Here is a 20,565-nt window from a genome sequence, read left to right as displayed (position 1 = left end):
CAGAAAGCTGTTGCCATGAGTACTGTTGACCTGACGCTCGATGAAATAAGCGCTCTGATTATCCGCGTTATGCTGGCCAATGGCTGTGACGACGAGAATGCTATGGCCCTGGCAGATATAATGACACGTGCCGAACGTGACGGGTCGCATTCACATGGCCTGTTTCGCGTGCCAGGATATGTTAAAGCACTGCGAAGCGGTAAGGTTAATGGCAAGGCAAAACCAACAGTCACTAAAATCACACCAGCAGTTATTCAGGTTGATGGACATGGCTGTTTTGCCCCCATCGCGCAAGCCGCCGGTTTGCCGGTTCTGGCTGAAGCGGCCAAAGAGATTGGCATTGGTGCTTTATCACTGATTGGTGTTCACCATTTTGCCGCCCTATGGCCCGAAACCGAATTTCTGGCCGATCGTGGTCTTGTTGGTATTGCCTGTACAGCCTATATGCCGGCGGTTGCGCCAGCTGGATCAACGACAGCTCTGTTTGGAACGAATCCAATTTCCTTTGCATGGCCGCGTCCTGGTTCAACGCCGGTGGTATATGATATGGCAACAGCGTCAATGGCGATGGGTGACATACAGATTGCCGCGCGCGATGGGCGAACAGTCCCTATAGGTACTGGTCTTGATCAGGATGGTAAGCCAACGACTGATCCAGCTCAAATCGCGAAAGGTGTTCTTTTGCCATTTGGTGGCTATAAAGGCTCGGCGATTTCGATGATGGTTGAATTGCTGGCTGCTGGCTTGACAGGGGAACAATTTAGCTTTGAAGCCAAAGAAAATGACAATGGTGATGGTGGACCTGCCCGTGGCGGTGAAATGATTCTTGCCATGTCCCCCGATATTATTGCAGGGCCTGACTGGTCAGAGCATGTTGAGGGCTTTGTGGCCAAGCTCAATGCAATGGATGGTGTGCGATTGCCTGGTGCCCGCCGCCATAAAAACCGCCTTGATACAGGCGCACGCGCTGTTAATGCGGCTCTTCTTGAGACCATCGAGGGTCTTGTCGTCTAGGTGCTGGTGGCGCTGGCGACGTTAGCCTGTGCCCTATTTGTCTTTCCAGACAGCACCACGGTTTTCGACAAAGGCCTTGAAGCCTTCCAGTCCATCTTCATAATTGTAAAGCTTGCCGGTCAGGTAAATAGATGCAGCTACTGGGTTTGCAATCCGCTGCATAACCACCTGTCAACCTGCCTCGAATGCTCCGTTTAGCCAAACAAAGCGTGTGAATGCCTAGGGCTGTAAAAACCATCACTATGTTAAAAGGCAAGTCAGGGTTTAAAGGCAAGTCAGGCCAAGTTTGCATCATATTATCGATCCAGCTTTGGTGAAACGCCCTCTTCCACGCGGCTTATTGGGCTATTTTATAAAATATATCAACAGTATCTAACTGATATTATATATGTAGTCCGGTAATATTGACCTTGGTATAAATTGGCGCAAGGATAGCTTTGTCATAAGCTGCTGGCATATCGGCATGTTTGATGACAGATGATGTGAAAGGCCGCAATAATGACTATCGTTAATCTTGTTGTGAATGAGACGCCAGTAACAGCCGATGTCGAAGACACTATGCTACTTGGTGTTTTTTTGCGCGAAATGTTGCAGCTGACAGGTACGCATATCGGATGTGATACGAGCCAGTGTGGTGCCTGTGTTATTCATCTTGATGGGATGGCGATAAAGGCGTGCACCATGCTGGCTGTGCAAGCAGATGGCGCGCGGCTAACCACAATCGAAGGTTTGGCCAAGGGTGATGATCTGCATCCGGTTCAACAGGCATTCATTGATAATCACGGTTTGCAATGTGGCTATTGCACGCCAGGCATGATCATGACGGCAGTTGATTTTCTGGCGCATAATCCGACGACTGACATTGATGAAATTAGCCGCGCTCTTGAAGGGAATATCTGTCGCTGTACTGGCTATAACAATATTATCAAATCAGTTCAGCAGGCGGCGCGCGTGATGAGTGCTAGTGATATGGTGGATGAGGTAGATCATGTATGATCTGATCTATAAGAAAGCCCACAGCTATGCGTCGGCGCGTGATTTTCTGACGGCGGCGGAAGATGGAAAATTACTGGCTGGCGGCATGACCCTTATCCCGACGCTAAAACAGCGTTTAGCCGCGCCTGATATGCTTGTCGATCTTGGTGGCATAGCTGATATTACCAAGATTACGGTCAGCGATAATAATATGCAGATAGGTGCGATGGCATCTCATGCGCTGGTTGCGGGTCATGAATTGGTGCGTAGCTATTTGCCCGGCGTGGCTGATCTTGCCGGGCAGATTGGTGACCCGCATGTGCGTAACCGTGGCACAATTGGGGGCTCAGTTGCCAATAATGATCCAGCCGCGTGCTATCCGGCGGCATTATTAGCAACCGGTGCCACTATTCACACTGACCAACAAATCTTTGCAGCAGACGATTTTTTTGTTGGTATGTTTGAAACAGCGTTGGATGGGCATGAAATCATTACCGCTATTCATTTTCCACTTGATCAGATATGTGCCTATGTAAAATGCCCCAACCCGGCATCACGATATGCGTTGGCTGGTGTATGTGTCGCCAAGCGGCATGATGGGCAGGTCAAAGTTGCGGTGACTGGTGCTGGTCAGGATGGTGTGTTCAGGGCTAGTGACATTGAAGCGGCCTTGGAAAAGCGGTTTAACCCTGATGTGCTTGATGATGTGTCAGTTGATCCGGATTTATTGCTATCTGACATGCATGCCAATGCTGATTTTAGGGCGCATCTTGTTGTGCAAATGGCAAAGCAGGCGGTGATAAAATTACTGGCCTGAAACTGGCCTGAAACTGGCCTGATTGTGCCTTGGCTAGGCCAGCAACACCAGAATGATGGACAGTGCCAGTAGTGCTATGGCGATCAGTTCGGTCAGGCTGATTTTTTCTTTAAAATAGAAGTAAGAAAAACCGATGCTCATAAGCAATTCGATTTGTCCAACCGCGCGTACCGGGGCAACAGCGTGCATGGCGAAGGCCGCAAACCAAAACAGGCTACAAAGTGTGCCCCATAAACCCGCCATGGTGCTTTCGCGCCAATATACGAAGCTGGCGACCAGTTCATGGCGTTTTGCGACATACATCCAAGCTCCAAAACCAAGCGTCTGGATTGTGACGGCAATGGCTGCGGTCAATCCAGCATTCAGCATCACATCATCTGTGGGTATGTATTTTATGGCCGCGCCATAAGCGACCGTGCAAAAGCCCAGAAAGGCACCAGCCCCAAGTCCAAACCCAGTTTGTTTCGAGAAAATCGTAAGCATAATCGAATGGCTAGTGACACTTGATTTTGCCAGTGACAGCATGATTGTAGCCACCACACCAAGCGTGATGGCAAAGGCGGTTTGCAGGCTGGCGACAACGCCAAGAATAATGGCTTCAAACAGTGCCGCTTGCAACACCTCGGTTTTGGAAAAGGCAACCGCGGCAGCAAAGGATCGATGCGAAAACAGCATGATAAGAAGAATCGTAAAAGCGATTTGCGTGATTGCGGCGATGTTGATCCAGAACCAGAACATTGGTGGCAGGCTGGGTATGCCAACATTGACCAGCATCATATAGGCAAGCACAATCGCCCAAGCAAAGGGGAAGGAATAGGAAAAACGGATATAGCTCGCGCCATAGCTACCAAGCTGAGGCGTCATTTTCTTTTGAACGGCTGAACGCAAAGCTTGTGTAGCTGCTGCCAAAATAGCCAGTAAAACCCATAATTCCATGATTCGTTTATATAGGATCTTGGCAAAGATCATAGCGATAAGATCAATAATTTTGCAGTTCTGAATTGCACCGGCATTTAGGTTGTGCGAGATATAGATATCTTAAACATTATAGAGGCATCGTAATAGATGCCATGCTTGGACTTATCATGACAGATACACATTATATTGGCGGATCAGCAGTCGCTGGAACTAGCGGCAGACAACAAGATGTTTACAATCCCGCAACGGGTGCTGTGATCGGGTCTGTGCCTTTGGCCAGCATTGACGAAGTGAACCAGGCCGTTGCTTCGGCCAAAGCCGCGCTAACGGGATGGGCTGCGACGCCGCCTGCCAAGCGCGCTCAGGTCATGTTTAATTTTCGTGATTTGCTAAAAAGTCACCATACCGAAATTGCAACAGCCATTTCGCTTCAACATGGCAAAACACTTGACGATGCCAAGGGCGAAGTTGCCCGTGGTATGGAAGTTGTTGAGTTTGCCTGTGGCATTCCGCATTTGTTGAAAGGCGATTATTCAGCACAGGTGGCAGGTAATGTTGATAGCTATTCACAACGTCAACCTGTTGGTGTTGTGGCTGGTATTACCCCGTTTAATTTTCCAGCAATGGTGCCTATGTGGATGTTCCCAATGGCTTTGGCCTGCGGTAATACTTTCATTCTAAAGCCGTCTGAGCGCGATCCGGCGGCACCACTTTTGCTGGCGCGCCTATTGACCGAAGCTGGCCTGCCCGATGGGTGCCTGAATGTCGTCAATGGTGACAAAGAAGCTGTTGATACATTGCTTGATCATCCTGATGTGGGCGCCATTAGCTTTGTTGGCTCGACAGCGATTGGAAAATATATCTATGGCCGTGGATGTAATAATGGCAAACGCGTGCAGGCTTTATGCGGTGCGAAGAATCACATGGTGATTATGCCCGATGCTGATATGGATCAGGCTGTTGATGCCGCGATGGGTGCGGCCTACGGATCAGCCGGTGAACGCTGTATGGCTATCTCGGCAGTGTTGGCGGTTGGTGATGATACAGCTGATCGTTTTGTTGCACAGCTGGCACCAAAAGTGCGGGCGTTGAAAATCGGTCAGTATGATGAGCCCGGTGTTGAAATGGGCCCCGTCATTACCCGCGAATCGCAAAAGCGCGTTGAAGATTACATTAGCCAAGGCGAGGCAGATGGTGCCGAGGTTGTTGTTGATGGTCGCGGCTTGTCTTTGCAAGGCTATGAAGGTGGCTATTTTGTTGGCGGTACATTGATTGACCGGGTAACCCCGGATATGTCGGTCTATCGTGACGAGATTTTTGGACCTGTGCTGTCGGTTCTGCGTCCAAAAACCTATGAGGATGCGCGCCAGCTTGTGATTGATCATGAGTATGGCAATGGTACAGCGATTTTCACCCGTGATGGTGACGCCGCGCGTGATTTTGCGGCCAATGTGAATATCGGTATGGTCGGCGTCAATGTGCCCATTCCGGTGCCTGTTGCCTATCATAGCTTTGGCGGCTGGAAAGCCTCTATGTTTGGTGATCACGCTGTTCATGGCATGGAAGGTGTCCGTTTTTACACCAAGTTGAAAACGGTAACCGCACGCTGGCCTAGTGGGATCAAGGAAGGTGCTGTCTTTAATTTCCACTCCGGTAGTGACACCAAATAGCAATATCAAAGTGTTATTATTCTGCTATTGGCATGACTCGTTTTCTGTCTATAGCAGAACTTTGCCTGGATTCAGAATGTTGTCAGGATCCAGAGCGGCTTTGATCGATTTCATCATGGCATAGGCAACTGGATCTTTCAGCTGTTTCATTTCGGCCTGTTTATCCTGACCAATTCCATGTTCGGCACTGATGGATCCATGCCATTTCACCACAGTATCGCGCAAGGCCGCTTTGATCGCTGCGGCTTCTTTCGGGCGATCTTTTGGGTCTTCATCATAAGGGCGCGCAAAAGCATGGAGATTGCCATCGCCCATATGACCAAAGGCAACACAGAATGGCCCTGGTGCCACCGCCGCGAAAGCCGCCTTCAAGTCGGTAATAGCGTTGGGTAAATCGGCAACCTGAAAGCTGACATCGCTCATCACCCAATTACCATGTTTCTGTATGGCGTCCAGCGCACCTTCACGCATCGCCCATAAATTTTGGCGTTGGGCTTCGGAGTTGGCGATAATGGCATCATCGGCAAGCCCTTGTTCAAATGCCGACGCCAGAATGGTTTCAAGCTGGATGGAAAGATTTAGCCGTCCATCAGTGTGCATCTTAACATCATCAGGACTGCCAGCGGCAATTTCCATCAATATGCTAAGCACAGGACTATAATCAAAAGGCGAAGTGACATGGTCAAGATTATTGACGCATAAATCATAAATCACCTGATCCATAAGCTCATAGGCTTCTAGCCGGCCCCCAGTTTGAATTTGCACAAGGTTCATCAGCTTTAGCGCCGCCTCCATATCTGGCACAACAACCATTGCCGTTGCATAGGCAGCTGGCTTTGGAACCAAGGTCAGGGTTGCGGCGGTGATGATGCCAAGTGTGCCTTCAGAGCCAATCATCAGATTGACCAGATCATAGCCAGTATTGTCTTTTTTAAGTGCCGGAAGCAAATTCATGATGTCGCCTGCTGCTGTGACCACTTCTAAGCCAAGACATAGCGCACGGGCATTCCCATATCGTACAACATTTAACCCGCCTGCATTTGTGCCCAAGGCACCGCCGATATGTGCTGTACCCTTGGCACCAAAAACCAAGGGAAACATCCAGCCCGCCTGATCTGCCGCCTTATGTAGATTTTCGACGATACAACCAGACTCGGCAATCATATAACGACCATCACCACTGACGTCACGGATCATATTCATCCGTTCCAGCGACAGGATCATGGCTTTTTGATCGGGATGCGCCTGCGTTGCGCCAGTCAGGCCTGAATTACCACCAAGCGGAATCACTGCGGTTTTGGTGGCGGTGCATAGTTTCATCAAAGCGGCCACTTTTTCAGTGCTGTCAGGACGCACAACGATAAAGGGGTTGGATGGGTATTTGCCTAGCCAGTCACGCTGATACTTGGGATCAATATCATTGCCAGTTTCGACATGTGCATCGCCGCATATGGCGCGACATTCATCTATCATTTCCTGTTCGGTTATCTTCATGTCAATCTATCCAGTCAGGCGGCCAACTCAAAAAGCCGAAGGCGCGCAATTTTATGAACTTCATTAAGGGCGGAGTTAAATTCGGTGGCTAGGTCATTGTTGATACGTTGATGAAAGGCGGCCAGAATATCGGCACGTGACAGGCCGCGCACGGCGATGATGAAAGGATGTCCGAATTTAGCGGTGTAATCGGCGTTGAGATTCTGGAATTGTTCGAATTCTGCTTGCGAACATTTATCAAGGCCAGCACTGGCCTGTTCAGCGGTTGATTCGGCTGTAAGATTACCAGCAATAGCCAGCTTGCCAGCCAGTTCGGGATGCGCGCGTAGCAATGTTAATTTTGCCTCGTCACTGGCTGCATCAACAATGACTTTCATACGGTGTGCCAGTAGGTTGGGATCGTTGTCTGCTTTGCTGATGCCGCCATCTAGCAAAGCTTTGGCAACCCATATTGAATGTTCGTAAATGCCGCCAAGGCATGCTAGCAATTGGTCTTCTGGCATTTCGTGCAAGGCAAGTTTATTCATCAGTTCATAAGCCTTTCATGTGGTCGCATTTGGGTCGGCATCATTTGTGTAGATTAGTTTGCTAAATCAATGAAAAATTGTCATTCTAATTTTTAGCAATCATCACTAATTGTCAGGAGATTACAATGGGTCGATTGACTACCCATGTCCTAGATACTGCACGTGGTAAACCCGCGGCACACCTTGAAATTGACCTTATCCGCATAAAAGGCGATACGCAGACGGTTTTGAAAACAGTCGTAACAAATGCTGATGGCCGATGTGATGCCCCCCTGCTTGAGGGTGATGCGCTAGCGCGTGGCCGGTATGCGCTGGTTTTTCATGCGGCATCCTATTTGCGTGAGATGGGGGATGATTTGCCGGAATTTCCGTTTTTGGATGATATTGTCATTGCCTTTGGCATAGATCGTGATGATCAGCATTATCATGTCCCGTTATTATTATCGGCTTACGGTTATTCGACTTATCGTGGTAGCTAATGGAGATGGCGTGCGAACCTATCTAACCTTTGTTCTGAATGGTGAAATACAGACAGTTGCTGGCATTGCTGGTGATATGACGCTGCTGACATGGTTGCGGCGTGAACGAGGGCTCACAGGATCCAAAGAAGGCTGCGCCGAAGGTGATTGTGGTGCCTGCACAGTTGTCGTTGCGCGTACTGATGGCAAAGGTCGTCTGATATGGCGACCCGTGAATGCCTGTATTCTGTTTATGGGGATGCTTGAAGGTAGCGCGGTGACGACGGTGGAAGGTATCAGTGGCCCGGATGGTGAATTGCATCCTTGTCAGCAGGCCATGGTTGATTTTCACGGATCCCAATGCGGCTTTTGCACCCCCGGCTTTGTTATGTCGCTATATGCGGCCTGGTGTAATCAGGATGGACTTGCGGCCAATCAAATTGATGACACGCTGGCTGGAAATTTATGTCGGTGTACTGGCTATCGACCGATTGTGGATGCAGGTCTGTCATTGGCAGGCATGGCGAAATCAACATGGGAAAGCAAGCGCCAAAAGGCTGAAAAAGCTCTGTTACTAGATATCCAGCATGACGAAGTGGTTGAAATTTCAGATGGCAAAAAAGCGTTTACTGCGCCATATAAGCAAGCGGATTTTGCTACTATTTATGCCGAAGATTTGGCCGCAACAATCGTTTCCGGCGCGACTGACATAGGGTTATGGGTAACCAAACAGCAACGCCAATTATCGCGTATGCTATGGACTGGCCGTGTAGAGGGGTTTGATAAGATTGAGGATGATAAAGCCAATCTGATTATACGGCCTGCTGTAACGCATCAGACAGCGATGGAAATACTCGGCAAAAGATGGCCAGCTGTTTCGACATTATTACGCCGATTTGGGTCTTTGCAGGTGCGCAGTTCAGGTACGGTTTGCGGCAACATTGCGAACGGGTCGCCTATTGGCGATTTGCCCCCATTGCTCATAGCTCTTGGGAGCCAGATCGAGCTTCGACAAGGTTCCAAGACGCGCGTTATGAAGCTTGAAAATTTCTTTGTCAGCTATGGCGCGCAGGACCGAAAATCAGATGAATTTGTTGCGGCTATTTTAGTGCCAAAGGTAAAAGCACCATATCTGCGCTGTTACAAGCTATCTAAACGGTTTGACCAAGATATTTCAGCCGTGATGATGGCGGCAAATGTCACTGTAAAGAACGGTATGATCATTGATGCGGTTATTGCGTTTGGTGGTATGGCTGGGACACCGATGCGTGCCAGCGCGGCAGAACAGATATTAATTGGTGGCTCATTTAATGAAGCCAGCTTTATCGCCGCTGCATCCTTGCTAGGTGATGATTTTACGCCTCTTAGTGATATGCGGGGCAGTGCAGATTATCGCATGCAGGCGGCGCGAAATCTGGTGCTGAAATATGGCCTTGAAATCACCGGACAGTCGCATGTCGAACTTGCAGGGGGCGGTGTTTCGGCGCTGTTAGCCGATTAGATGACAAGGTTCGATACAACATTGCCACAAACGGCACTGCACAAGCCTGTACGTCATGACAGTGCGCATAAGCATGTTTCAGGACGTGCTCATTATACGGACGATCTGCCTGTGCCGCAGAATACCTTGCAGGTTCTTATTGCTCAAAGTCCGCATGCGCATGCGCGAATTATCAGTATGGATCTTTCGGCTGTTGCCAGTGCCGAGGGGATTGTTGCTGTAATGTCGGCACAAAATGTACCTGGCATAAATGACTGTAGTCCGGTTGCTGGTGATGACCCGATTTTTGCTGATGATACGGTGTCCTATGTTGGTCAATCTGTGTTTGCTGTAGCTGCGGTTGATATGGCTTCAGCGCGTGCCGCCATAGGTCTTGCCAATATTGACTACGATATTTTACCAGCCATTTTGACGATTGATCAAGCGATGCAGGAAGGCGCTTTTTTAGGGCCTGCGGCGACCATCTCGACAGGTGATGCCGATGGTGCCATTGCCGCCGCGCCGCACCATCTTGACGGACGCATCGTCATTGGTGGGCAAGAACATTTCTATCTTGAAGGTCAGGCAGCCTTGGCGGTGCCAGGTGAAGATGGTGACATGACGCTTTACTGTTCCACCCAGCATCCAAGCGAAATCCAGCATAAAGTGGCCACTTCGCTGGGGGTGGCTAACCACGCCATTACGGTTGAAACGCGGCGTATGGGTGGGGCTTTTGGCGGCAAAGAAAGCCAGGGCAATCTGCCTGCCATTACGGCGGCGATAGCGGCCAAATTAACAGGTCGGCCAGCCAAAACTATTTATGATCGTGATGATGATTTTATGCTGACTGGTAAACGGCATGATGTCCGCATTGATTACAGTGTCGGTTTTGATGATGATGGCAAGATAAGTGGGGTTGTTTTTGAGCAGGCATTACGCTGTGGCATGTCATGGGATTTGTCAGAGTCTATTGCGGCGCGCGCCATGTGCCATGCTGACAATGCTTATCATATCAAAAATATGCGTATCATATCACATCGGTGCCGCACCAATACCCAGTCAAATACGGCCTTCAGGGGATTTGGAGGGCCGCAAGGCATGGTGGGTATTGAACGTGTTATCGATGCTGTTGCGCATCATCTGGCGCTTGATCCGCTTATTGTACGCCAGCGGAATTTCTACCCGCATAAAGATATATCAGATCATGGTGTCACCCCCTATGGGCAGCCAGTTGAAGATTGCGTTATTCAGGATATCGTCAGCACGTTGGTAAAGACCAGCGATTATGTAAAGCGTCGCAAAGCGGTTGAACTGTTCAACAAAACTAATCGCTATGTAAAGCGAGGCATTGCTCTAACGCCCGTTAAATTCGGTATCTCTTTTAACAGTAGTTTTTTGAATCAGGCAGGGGCGTTAGTGCATGTGTATAATGACGGTTCGGTGCATCTCAATCATGGCGGCACTGAAATGGGACAAGGGCTTTACACAAAGGTTGCCCAGATCGTTGCCCATGCGTTTTCGGTTCCGCTTGAAACCGTAAAAATCACAGCCACAACGACAGGCAAAGTGCCAAACACATCAGCAACGGCAGCATCATCTGGAAGTGATCTTAACGGCATGGCAGCGATGCGCGCCGCACATGCGATCAAAACGCGGATGCAGGATTTTTTGGCCGAGCAATCGCAGATCGATCCGAAAGATGTTCATTTTAGTGATGGCAAGGTGTTGGTTGGTGATCAATATTACAGCTTTGCCGAGGCGGCGCATCGTTGCTATATGGGGCGGATATCGCTTTCTTCAACAGGTTTTTATGCAACACCAAAAGTGCATTGGGACAAGCAAACACTTACCGGACGACCTTTCTATTATTTTGCCTATGGCGCCGCCTGTAGCGAGGTCGTTATTGACCTCTTGACAGGTGAGAACCGGATTTTACGCACTGATATACTGCATGATGTCGGTAAATCATTAAACCCGGCACTTGATATTGGCCAGATCGAAGGGGGCTTTGTGCAGGGGGCAGGTTGGCTGACAACCGAAGAACTGGTCTGGAACAAACACGGGCGTTTGATGACGCATGCGCCTTCGACATATAAAATACCTGCCTGTTCGGATCGGCCTGTTGATTTTCGTGTTGCCCTATTTGCCGAGGGGGAAAATAGTGAAGCCACAATCCATAAATCAAAAGCTGTTGGTGAACCGCCATTAATGTTGGGGATCAGCGTGTTGATGGCCTTATCACATGCGCTTCAATCGGTAGGCGAAAGTGGTGAATATCCTATGCTTGATGCGCCCGCGACTTGTGAACGCTTGTTAATGCGGTCAATTGCGTTGGGAGGGCCTTGTGTCTGAGTCTTCTGACAATAGGCAAACCGTTAATCAGGGGAATGCTGGCTGGCTCACTATGGCGATTACGCTGTTGCAAGACACAGACATTGTTATCCATGCGAGTGTTATTCAAGTGCGCGGGTCAGCACCGCGCGCCGTGGGTGCCAATATGCTGATTAAGGCCGATACGATATGGGATACGATTGGCGGTGGCGCGCTGGAATTTGAAGTGATGCATCAAGCACGTAGTGATATCACCTCGATACAGGCCAATCCCGTTGATTGGTATCGCCATGTTATGGATATCGCCCTTGGCTCCGATATGGGACAATGTTGCGGGGGGCATGTCCGGGTATTGCTCGAAGCTCTTACCAAGGCTGATCTGCCAGTTTTAGAAAAGCTGGTAGATAGTGAACAGCCCGTTTTACATCCATTAAAAGCAGGCCAGCCGCTTGTGCTGGCAGATCGTGACCTCATTGGATATGGTGCATCAATAACGGCTGATAAAACGGGCTTTATATTGCCGCAAAAATCTTATCAAAGGCCATTATTCATCTATGGTGCCGGACATGTTGGAAGGGCGCTAATACCGATCATTGAGGGGTTGGGTTTTGATGTCTATTGGGTCGATATTGCACCAGACAGATTTCCGCCAGTCATTCCTGAATGGGTTTCCGAAGTGACAGCACGTGACCCAACATTGATTGCGGCACACGCGCCAACAGATGCTTTTCATCTGGTTATTACACATTCGCATGCGCTTGATCAGGCCATCTGCCATACTGTTCTGGCAGGCCAAGGTTTTGCTAGGCTTGGCCTGATCGGCTCAAAGACCAAAAACGCCCGTTTCCGAAGCCGGCTAAGCAAGGCAGGCATTAGTGATGAAGCATTAATGCGCTTGACTTGTCCAATCGGTGTTGGGCTTATTACTGGAAAGCAACCTATACGCGTTGCCATATCGATTGCGGCGCAACTTGCCATCTGGCAACAGGAGCTTGATTGTGAAGGGGCGTTTTCATGATCGCACATTATTTTAACATCACATATGATCATCGCTTCTTATGGGGTATATATTTGCTGAAAGAAATGGAGATTGCCTCATGATTGATTATCTTTGGATATGGTCAGAAATGCTAATTCGCTGGGTGCATGTTATTGCTGGCATTGCCTGGATCGGGTCGTCTTTCTATTTTATTGCGCTTGATTTAAGCCTGAAGCCTGGCAAACAGCTGCCAGATGAAGCGCATGGGCAGGCATGGCAGGTTCATGGGGGCGGTTTCTATAACATGGTCAAATATCTGGTTGCACCAAAGCGGATGCCGGAAGAACTGACATGGTTCAAATGGGAAGCCTATGGGACATGGATTTCGGGCATGGCACTGATGGCGCTGGTTTATTATGGTGCGGCAAGCCTGTATATGATCGATCTTGAGATTCTTGATATTACTGAATGGCAGGCCGTGGCCATAAGTCTTGCTGGTATTATTCTTGGTTGGGTGGTGTATGACGGCTTGTGTCGAAGTCCGCTTGGGCGTGATGATACGATGCTGGCTGTGGCGGGGTTTGTGTTTCTCGTGCTGCTTGCCTATGGTTACACCCAAATTTTTTCAGCGCGTGGTGCCTTCATGCAAATGGGTGTTACGATCGGCACGATGATGGTTGCCAATGTGCTGATGGTGATTATTCCGGGGCAAACCAAGGTAGTGGCAGCGCTCAAAGCAGGTGATTCGCCCGATCCAGCATACGGCATTCGGGGTAAACAGCGCTCATTGCATAATAATTATCTGACCTTACCAGTGATTTTTGTCATGCTTGGTGGCCATTATCCAATGGTATTCGCGACCGCCTATAGCTGGATTATTCTGGCGCTTGTTCTGGTTATAGGTTGTGTGATCCGGCATTACTACAACACCAAGCATAAAGGACTACCAGCTCCAAATTGGACATGGTTTGTGGCTGCTGTTCTGACTGTGTTGGCGATGTTTCTATCCTATGCCGGTGCACCGCAGGCCAGCTATGACGAGGCTAGCTATGGGCGCGGAGCAGAGTTGCATGCCCATGCTGTCGAGCTTGTTATTGAGCGCTGCAGTGTTTGTCATGCCGAGGTGCCGCAATGGGATGGTATGGCGTTTGCGCCTAAGGGCATCCTGCTTGAAAATGAAACCCAAGTTATGGCGCTGGTTGATGAAATTTTCTGGCAGTCGGCGCAATCTCATGCGATGCCGCCAGGGAATGTGATATGGGTTGAAGACGAAGAACGTGCCTTGCTGGCCGCGTGGCGGGCGGCCATGCGCGCTGGCGAGATTGAGGGCAGTTAATGGGCGATTACCCGCGTGATCTGATTGGTTATAATGGCCAACCCCCACATGCACAATGGCCGGATGGCGCGCGCATTGCGGTTCAGTTTGTGCTGAATTACGAAGAAGGCGGCGAAAATTCTATTCTGCATGGTGATTCAGCATCAGAAATGTTTTTATCCGAAATCATTGGTGCCGAACCGTTTCACAATGCGCGTCACATGTCGATGGAATCGATTTATGAATATGGCTCGCGGGCTGGCGTATGGCGTATTCTTGATCTGTTCAGAGCTCGTAAAATTCCAATTACGCTTTTTGCTGTTGCCATGGCGATGCAAAGACATCCACAGGTGATTGAACAAGCCTTGAAAGATGGGCATGAAATTGCCTCACATGGCTATCGCTGGATCAATTATCATGGCATGAGCGTGGATGAAGAACATGCGCATATGGAAAAGGCGATTGCAATCCATACCGACATTTGTGGTGCGCGACCACTGGGCTGGTACACAGGCCGCACCAGTGCGCATACGCGTGATCTGGTGGCAAAAGAAGGTGGCTTTGTTTATGACGCTGATGATTATTCGGATGATGTGCCATTCTGGAGTAAGCACACCACCCGACCACAACTGATAGTGCCCTATACGCTTGATACAAATGATATGCGCTTTGCAACCGCACAGGGGTTTCATACAGGTGATCAATTCGCCAGCTATCTGATAGATGCGTTTGACACATTATATGCTGAAGGCGCAACAAGCCCAAAGATGATGTCAGTTGGGTTGCATTGCCGCCTGATTGGCCGTCCGGCACGTTTTGCAGGTCTGGTAAAATTCATTGATCACGTGCAAAAACATGAAAAAGTGTGGATGGCACGGCGGCTTGATATAGCCAAACACTGGATTAAAACATATCCCTATTCGTGAATAAGACTATTACGGCACCTGCCGCATATGAAAGAGGTAAAAATGAACAATGAATTTCCACCAGCCGAAGCCATGGGTCTGGTTAATTTGGCATCAACGCGGATGGGCACTAAAATTCATTCGGTAAGTGATGATTTCTTTGCCGAAGCACCGCGTATGCTAGCTGATACAGTGCCTGTCTTTGTGCCAGACAAATTTGATGATCATGGCAAATGGATGGATGGATGGGAATCACGCCGGCGGCGTCATGGTGGCCATGACTGGTGCGTTCTGCATCTTGGCGAAACCGGAACCATTCGGCTTGTCGATATCAATACAGCTCATTTTACAGGTAATTATCCGCCAGGCGCTATGTTGGAAGCTGCGTATTGCGTAGATGGTGATATCGACAAGGCTGATTGGAAAACGGTGATTGACGAAACCCAACTAGGGCCAGATGCACATCACCTGTTATCAGCTCGAGATGTGGGTCCTGTGAATATCGTGCGGCTGAATATCTACCCAGATGGTGGCATTGCCAGACTGCGTCTTTTTGGCGATGTGCAACGTGACTGGTCAGGTCAGGGCGATACATCTGTCGAGTTATCAGCGTTACGCGCTGGTGGTTGTATTCTTGGCTATAATGATGCGCATTATGGTGACGTCAATGCGCTGATTTCCGAAGGGCGTGGCCAGACAATGGGGGATGGTTGGGAAACTCGTCGCCGCCGTGAACCAGGGCATGACTGGATCGTGGTTCGTCTTGGTGCTACGGGGCTGATTTCAGACATTGAAGTCGATACAGCACATTTTAAAGGTAATTATCCAGACCGATGTAGCATTCAAGCCGCATTGATTGAGGGTGAGGTTGATCTAGACGCGGCTGAAAACTGGCTTGAACTTATGGGTGAAAAGTCATTATCAGCTGATAATATCCATAGATTCAGTGATGCTGATATTAATGATATGGGTCCCGTTAATATTGTGCGGTTGAATATTTTCCCCGATGGTGGTGTTTCGCGATTGCGATTATTTGGCAAGGTGGTGACATAATGGACAGCCAAAAGCTTTCCGTTCAGCCCCTAACCAAGGGCGCCTTTGCACCTTATGGCACGGTTATTGAAACAGATGGCGCCCAGCAGATCAGCATCAATCAGGGCACCACGACGCGGTTTGACGCGCTGGCGCAGATCGATGTTGCATATGAAGGCGGCATACCCATTATTTCCCTATTTCGGGGAACACGCCGTTCCAGCCCGATTGAGATATCTATGCTTGAACGGCATCCACTTGGTTCGCAGGCCTTTATGCCGCTAGCCAATCATGATTGGTTGGTTGTTGTGGCCGCTGGCAATGCCGATGATAGCGCGCCTGATTTTGACCGGCTTGTCTGTTTTCGGGCTACCGGTAGTCAGGGGGTCAGTTATGATCGGGGCACGTGGCATCATCCATTGCTGATATTAGAGGAAAGTCAGGACTTTCTGGTCATGGATCGTTCGGGTAATGGCCATAATCTGGATGAGGTCTGGGCAGAAGATATGACGGCTCAAATTGATCTCTGATGTGTTTTAGATGATTGTTAAGCGGTCATTAAATGATGCGACATACGGCGATGTTCGGTAAGTAGCTTGTTCATATCCATCGTGGTTAGCTGTCCCTCAGCTACGACAATTTTGCCATTGATAATTGTATAATTTGTTTTGACCGGCCCGCAGAATATGAGTGACGCTACGGGATCCCAGTCACTGCCGGCAAAATCAATCCTGCGCCTATCAAAGGCGGCAATATCAGCAGCATAGCCAGGTGCCAGAATGCCAATGTCATTTCGATTTAGAACCGAAGCACCTCCCACCGTGGCAAGGCGCAAGGCCTCACGCGCTGTCATGGCGTCACCACCTTGATTGACGCGTTGCAGAAGCATGGTCTGGCGGGCTTCGTTCAGCATATGAGCACTGTCATTCGATGCTGATCCATCGACGCCAAGACCGACTTTCATACCAGCGTCGAGCATGCTGCGGATAGGCGCAATGCCGCTGGCAAGCCGCATATTGGAACATGGGCAATGCGCCACGCCCGTGCCTGTGCGGGCAAATAGGTCAATCTCATCTTTATTCAACTGCACACAATGCGCATGCCAGACATCATCACCTGTCCAGCCAACAGCTTCGATATAGTCACCTGGCCGCATGCCAAAGGTGGCTAAACTGTAATCGATATCTTCGACATTTTCGGCGAGATGCGTGTGCATGCCAACATGATAGGCACGTGCCATTGAGGCGGTTTCACGCATAAGATCCATACTGACCGAGAAGGGTGAGCATGGGGCAAGTGCAATACGTTGCATAGCATAGGGGCTGTCATCGTGATACTCTTCGATTAGGCGCTGGCATTCATTCAGGATATCAGGCTCATGTTCGGTCAGATTATCGGGAGGTAAGCCACCTTTGGATTCGCCAATGCTCATCGAACCTCGTGTGCCGTGAAAACGAACACCAATATCAGACGCGGCAGATAAGGCGTCATCAAGTCGTGCACCATTAGGATATAGATAAAGATGGTCTGACGATGTCGTACAGCCACTTAAGGCAAGCTCGGCAAGCCCAAGAGCCGTTGACCAGTAAATATGGTCGGGGCCTATATGGCTCCATATTGGATAGAGAGTTTGCAGCCAGCCAAATAGCGGCGCATTCTGGGCGGCAGGTACCGCACGGGTTAAATTCTGAAATAAGTGATGGTGGGTATTGACCATGCCAGGAATAACAATATGTCCGGTAAGGTCGAGAACAGTATCGGCTGATGTGGGGAGCTGATTGGTGGTGGCAACCTGCTCGATAACGCCGTCACGAATGAATAAACCGCCATTTTTAATTTCGTTTATATCACTGGCACTGTCTTGTCCGCTAGATGCCATAGTACAAAGAATATCAGCATTTTTGATAAGAAGTGTTTGCCCTGACATTTATTAATCCATTTGATTCCATTGACATTTTGTAAGCGCCGCCAAATCATTTTGACGGCGCCCACGGTTTGGTATTATGCACGATGCAATCAGTCTGCATCCTCAGGTAAAAGCATGTTCATCACCACAGCAAGTACGGCAACAGGTAACAAACCCGAAACCATCAGCATTTCAAAACTATCAGGCAGATGCTGCATCGATTTTGGTACAGCTTGCAAACCAAGGCCAACAGATAGTGATGTAGCCAGAATGACCATGTTGCGGCGGCTCCAATGCACATCTGATAGCATGTTGATACCAGCCGATACGACCATACCGAACATCAGGATCACACCCCCACCAAGTACCGAAATTGGCATTGCAGAAATAATGGCACCGATCTTTGGAATAAAGCCACAGATGATCAGGAAAATACCTGAAATAGTCACTACGCCCCGGCTCATGACGCCAGTCATTGAAATTAGGCCAACATTCTGGCTAAAGGATGTGTTTGGCAAGCCACCAAAAATACCCGCAATCGCGCTGCCAAGTCCGTCAGCATAAGTGCCGCCAGCCAGTTCTTCGTCAGTCGCTTCACGGTTAGCGCCACCTTTGGCAATACCAGAAATATCGCCAACAGTCTCAATCGCACTTACAATTGACATCAGTATCATACCGATGATCGCATAGGCACTGAACTCAATGCCATATTTGAAAGGTGTTGGCACAACAAACCATGCAGCTTTGGCGACGCCACTAAAATTGACAACACCAGTCGCGATACCAACAAGGTAACCAGCGATCAAGCCAAGCAAAATAGCTGCTGAAGACGCAATGCCACGAGTGAAAAATTTGAAGCCAAGGGCAACAATGATTACGGTCAGAGCCAGGCTCCATTTACTGAAATCACCCCATTCTGGTGCATTCATCTGGAATTCGGCTGCACCGCCTGCCGCATATTTGATGCCTACAGGAAGCAGTGCTAGACCAATAGCCATTATCACCATTCCAGATACCAGAGGGGGGAATAAATGACGAATACGGCCAATAATAGCGCCAAGGAAGGTGTGGAAAATGCCCGCTACCAAGATAGCACCCATTAATGTCGCCATGCCGCCAGCTTTAACGATGCCTATCATGATCGGCACAAAGGCAAAGCTAGTCCCTTGCATGACAGGCAACCGGGCTCCAACAGGTCCAATGCCAATCGTTTGAAACAAGGTCGCAATACCCGCAAAAAGCATGGCCATCTGGATTAGAAACACCATGTCTTCGCCGCCAAAGGCAAAGCCTGCAGCGCCAGCGATAATAATTGATGGTGTTACATTACTGGCAAACATTGCCAATACATGCTGAAGCCCTAGTGCCACTCTTGGCCCCATAGGTATTTCATAATTAGGATCTTGTAGCTGTTCGCTATTTCCGATTTGATTGTTGCTCATGTCGTCCCCCATATTGTTACAATTAAGTGACGTTACGGTGGATGAGAAGATAGGGGAAGAAAAAAACGTTTATCAGATGATGGGTTATTATTTGCCAATACAACGATTGCCGTCACTATCAAGGCCACATCGTAATTCGGGTAATTTTAAATCGACGCGCATTATGAAAATTGGGTTGCCACTTTCAACCGTATGTGTAGGGTAAATGAAGGTTTTCTGAGGAAAAATAAAAATAAGATGCTTACTGCAAGGGAGAGTTATCATGAAAAAATCTAATTTATTTAAAGTGGCTGGCCTTGGTGTCGCTGCATTGTCAATCTTGGCAGCACCATTGAGCGTATCGGTGGCAAATGCTGACACCGTTCTGACAGTGTCTTCGTGGGCTAGTCCACAGCACGCCATGAACGCATCAGTATTCCCATGGATGGATGGTGAGCTTAAAGCTTGTTCAGGTGGTAGCCTTGGCTTGAAGGTCGAATATGGTTTGGCATCGCCACTAGCACAATATGACACTGTTCGTGATGGTGTGGCTGATATTAATTGGATGGTGCATGGCTATACGCCGGGTAAATTCGAGACAACAAAGCTTGCTGAATTACCGGGTCTATATGGTAAGTCCGAAACTGTGTCAGCCGCATTTCAGGCGACATGGGAAAAATACCTAGCTGCTGCCAATGAAGCCAAAGGCGTTGAAATACTTGCCAACTTTGTGCATGGCCCAGGTATGATTCATACGGTCAAGCCTATCTCGTCATTCAAAGATCTTAAAGGTATGAAATTACGCGTCGGTGGTGGTGTGGCCAATGATATAGGCCGCGCATTAGGCGTTGCTGGTGTGAATATGCCGGCACCAAATGTTTATGAAGCCCTTTCATCAGGTGTTGCGGAAGGCGTATTCTTCCCAATGGAAACTATGCATGCTTTCAAAGTTTCAGAGGTTGTGAAGAATACATATCGCAACACAGACGGCATTTACACAACATCTTTTGCCATTGCGATGAACAAAGATACCTATGATGGTCTATCTGCATCTCACCGAAAATGTATTGATGACATGCGTGGTGTGAAAATGGCCGCAAAAGTAGGCTCATATTGGGATGCGGCAGATGATTTGGGAATGGCTGAAGGTTTGAAAGTGGGATTATCTGTTACAGATGCAAGTGATTCTGATAAAGCCTATTTCAAAGAGCTAACTGCGGGCATAGAGGCCAAAGTTCTGGCTGCGATTGATGGTCGTGGCGTGGATGGCAAGGCAGCTCTTGCCTTTTTCAAGTCACAGCTCTAGACCAGAGACATCTCTTT

At 49.0% G+C, this 20,565-nt stretch carries 19 protein-coding genes; 13 read left to right on the top strand and 6 right to left on the bottom strand.

What is annotated here, in order from left to right:
• Nucleotides 1–15: 15 nt before the first annotated feature.
• Nucleotides 16–1,014 (top strand): Ldh family oxidoreductase, encoded by a 999-nt coding sequence (locus ACTF7Q_RS00230; protein WP_438995848.1) that lies wholly within the window; start codon nt 16–18, stop codon nt 1,012–1,014.
• 33 nt (nt 1,015–1,047) lie between these two features.
• On the opposite strand, the gene ACTF7Q_RS00225 is transcribed toward ACTF7Q_RS00230, so the two are convergent.
• Nucleotides 1,048–1,176, bottom strand: coding sequence for a hypothetical protein (locus tag ACTF7Q_RS00225; protein ID WP_438995847.1), 129 nt, complete (start codon nt 1,174–1,176; stop codon nt 1,048–1,050).
• 336 nt (nt 1,177–1,512) lie between these two features.
• On the opposite strand from ACTF7Q_RS00225, the gene ACTF7Q_RS00220 reads away from it, so the two are divergent.
• A complete protein-coding gene (locus ACTF7Q_RS00220; protein ID WP_438995846.1) occupies nt 1,513–2,010 on the top strand; it encodes a (2Fe-2S)-binding protein in 498 nt (165 codons plus the stop codon).
• The gene (locus ACTF7Q_RS00215; protein WP_438995845.1) at nt 2,003–2,806 is read left to right on the top strand and encodes an FAD binding domain-containing protein; all 804 of its coding nucleotides are present in this window, start codon (nt 2,003–2,005) and stop codon (nt 2,804–2,806) included. The genes ACTF7Q_RS00220 and ACTF7Q_RS00215 overlap by 8 nt, the downstream gene beginning before the upstream one ends.
• 33 nt (nt 2,807–2,839) lie before the next feature.
• Here the strand turns inward: ACTF7Q_RS00215 and ACTF7Q_RS00210 are convergent, their stop codons facing one another.
• Entirely contained in the window at nt 2,840–3,742 is a 903-nt protein-coding gene (locus tag ACTF7Q_RS00210; protein ID WP_438995844.1) for a hypothetical protein, read from the bottom strand.
• A gap of 149 nt (nt 3,743–3,891) precedes the next feature.
• Between ACTF7Q_RS00210 and ACTF7Q_RS00205 the strand changes: the two genes are divergently transcribed.
• The gene (locus ACTF7Q_RS00205; protein WP_438995843.1) at nt 3,892–5,394 is read left to right on the top strand and encodes a CoA-acylating methylmalonate-semialdehyde dehydrogenase; all 1,503 of its coding nucleotides are present in this window, start codon (nt 3,892–3,894) and stop codon (nt 5,392–5,394) included.
• 48 nt (nt 5,395–5,442) lie between these two features.
• Here ACTF7Q_RS00205 and ACTF7Q_RS00200 read toward each other — a convergent pair whose 3' ends face one another.
• Together ACTF7Q_RS00200 and uraD are read right to left on the bottom strand one after the other, a co-directional pair.
• A complete protein-coding gene (locus tag ACTF7Q_RS00200; protein ID WP_438995842.1) occupies nt 5,443–6,888 on the bottom strand; it encodes an FAD-binding oxidoreductase in 1,446 nt (481 codons plus the stop codon).
• Nucleotides 6,889–6,902: 14 nt separating this feature from the next.
• Nucleotides 6,903–7,415, bottom strand: coding sequence for a 2-oxo-4-hydroxy-4-carboxy-5-ureidoimidazoline decarboxylase (gene uraD, locus ACTF7Q_RS00195; RefSeq protein WP_438995841.1), 513 nt, complete (start codon nt 7,413–7,415; stop codon nt 6,903–6,905).
• Between the two features lie 125 nt (nt 7,416–7,540).
• On the opposite strand from uraD, the gene uraH reads away from it, so the two are divergent.
• The 8 genes from uraH (at nt 7,541) to ACTF7Q_RS00155 (ending at nt 16,445) form a co-directional block, all read left to right on the top strand.
• The gene (uraH, locus tag ACTF7Q_RS00190) at nt 7,541–7,894 is read left to right on the top strand and encodes a hydroxyisourate hydrolase (RefSeq protein ID WP_438995840.1); all 354 of its coding nucleotides are present in this window, start codon (nt 7,541–7,543) and stop codon (nt 7,892–7,894) included.
• Nucleotides 7,842–9,374 carry a xanthine dehydrogenase small subunit gene (gene xdhA / locus ACTF7Q_RS00185; RefSeq protein ID WP_438995839.1) on the top strand — a complete coding sequence of 511 codons (1,533 nt, stop codon included), beginning with the start codon at nt 7,842–7,844 and terminating at the stop codon, nt 9,372–9,374. Before uraH ends, xdhA begins: the two co-directional genes overlap by 53 nt.
• Nucleotides 9,375–11,705 carry a xanthine dehydrogenase molybdopterin binding subunit gene (gene xdhB / locus ACTF7Q_RS00180; RefSeq protein WP_438995838.1) on the top strand — a complete coding sequence of 777 codons (2,331 nt, stop codon included), beginning with the start codon at nt 9,375–9,377 and terminating at the stop codon, nt 11,703–11,705.
• Nucleotides 11,698–12,702 (top strand): xanthine dehydrogenase accessory protein XdhC, encoded by a 1,005-nt coding sequence (gene xdhC / locus ACTF7Q_RS00175; protein WP_438995837.1) that lies wholly within the window; start codon nt 11,698–11,700, stop codon nt 12,700–12,702. The genes xdhB and xdhC overlap by 8 nt, the downstream gene beginning before the upstream one ends.
• A 79-nt stretch (nt 12,703–12,781) precedes the next feature.
• On the top strand, nt 12,782–13,999 hold the full coding sequence (locus tag ACTF7Q_RS00170; protein WP_438995836.1) for a urate hydroxylase PuuD: 1,218 nt from the start codon (nt 12,782–12,784) through the stop codon (nt 13,997–13,999).
• Entirely contained in the window at nt 13,999–14,904 is a 906-nt protein-coding gene (gene puuE / locus ACTF7Q_RS00165) for an allantoinase PuuE (protein WP_438995835.1), read from the top strand. The genes ACTF7Q_RS00170 and puuE overlap by 1 nt, the downstream gene beginning before the upstream one ends.
• 42 nt (nt 14,905–14,946) lie before the next feature.
• A complete protein-coding gene (alc, locus tag ACTF7Q_RS00160; RefSeq protein ID WP_438995834.1) occupies nt 14,947–15,936 on the top strand; it encodes an allantoicase in 990 nt (329 codons plus the stop codon).
• Entirely contained in the window at nt 15,936–16,445 is a 510-nt protein-coding gene (locus ACTF7Q_RS00155; protein ID WP_438995833.1) for an ureidoglycolate lyase, read from the top strand. The genes alc and ACTF7Q_RS00155 overlap by 1 nt, the downstream gene beginning before the upstream one ends.
• A 17-nt stretch (nt 16,446–16,462) precedes the next feature.
• Here the strand turns inward: ACTF7Q_RS00155 and ACTF7Q_RS00150 are convergent, their stop codons facing one another.
• On the bottom strand, nt 16,463–17,842 hold the full coding sequence (locus tag ACTF7Q_RS00150) for an 8-oxoguanine deaminase (protein ID WP_438995832.1): 1,380 nt from the start codon (nt 17,840–17,842) through the stop codon (nt 16,463–16,465).
• Between the two features lie 89 nt (nt 17,843–17,931).
• Nucleotides 17,932–19,263 (bottom strand): uracil-xanthine permease family protein, encoded by a 1,332-nt coding sequence (locus tag ACTF7Q_RS00145; protein WP_438995831.1) that lies wholly within the window; start codon nt 19,261–19,263, stop codon nt 17,932–17,934.
• A 262-nt stretch (nt 19,264–19,525) separates the two neighbouring features.
• Between ACTF7Q_RS00145 and ACTF7Q_RS00140 the strand changes: the two genes are divergently transcribed.
• Entirely contained in the window at nt 19,526–20,548 is a 1,023-nt protein-coding gene (locus tag ACTF7Q_RS00140; protein WP_438995830.1) for a TRAP transporter substrate-binding protein, read from the top strand.
• Nucleotides 20,549–20,565: the final 17 nt, after the last annotated feature.

This window comes from Puniceispirillum sp. (SeqCode) (assembly GCF_965657105.1).
In the GTDB taxonomy this organism is placed as follows: Bacteria; Pseudomonadota; Alphaproteobacteria; order Puniceispirillales; family Puniceispirillaceae; genus Puniceispirillum.
This window is presented reverse-complemented; position numbering and strand designations above follow the sequence as displayed.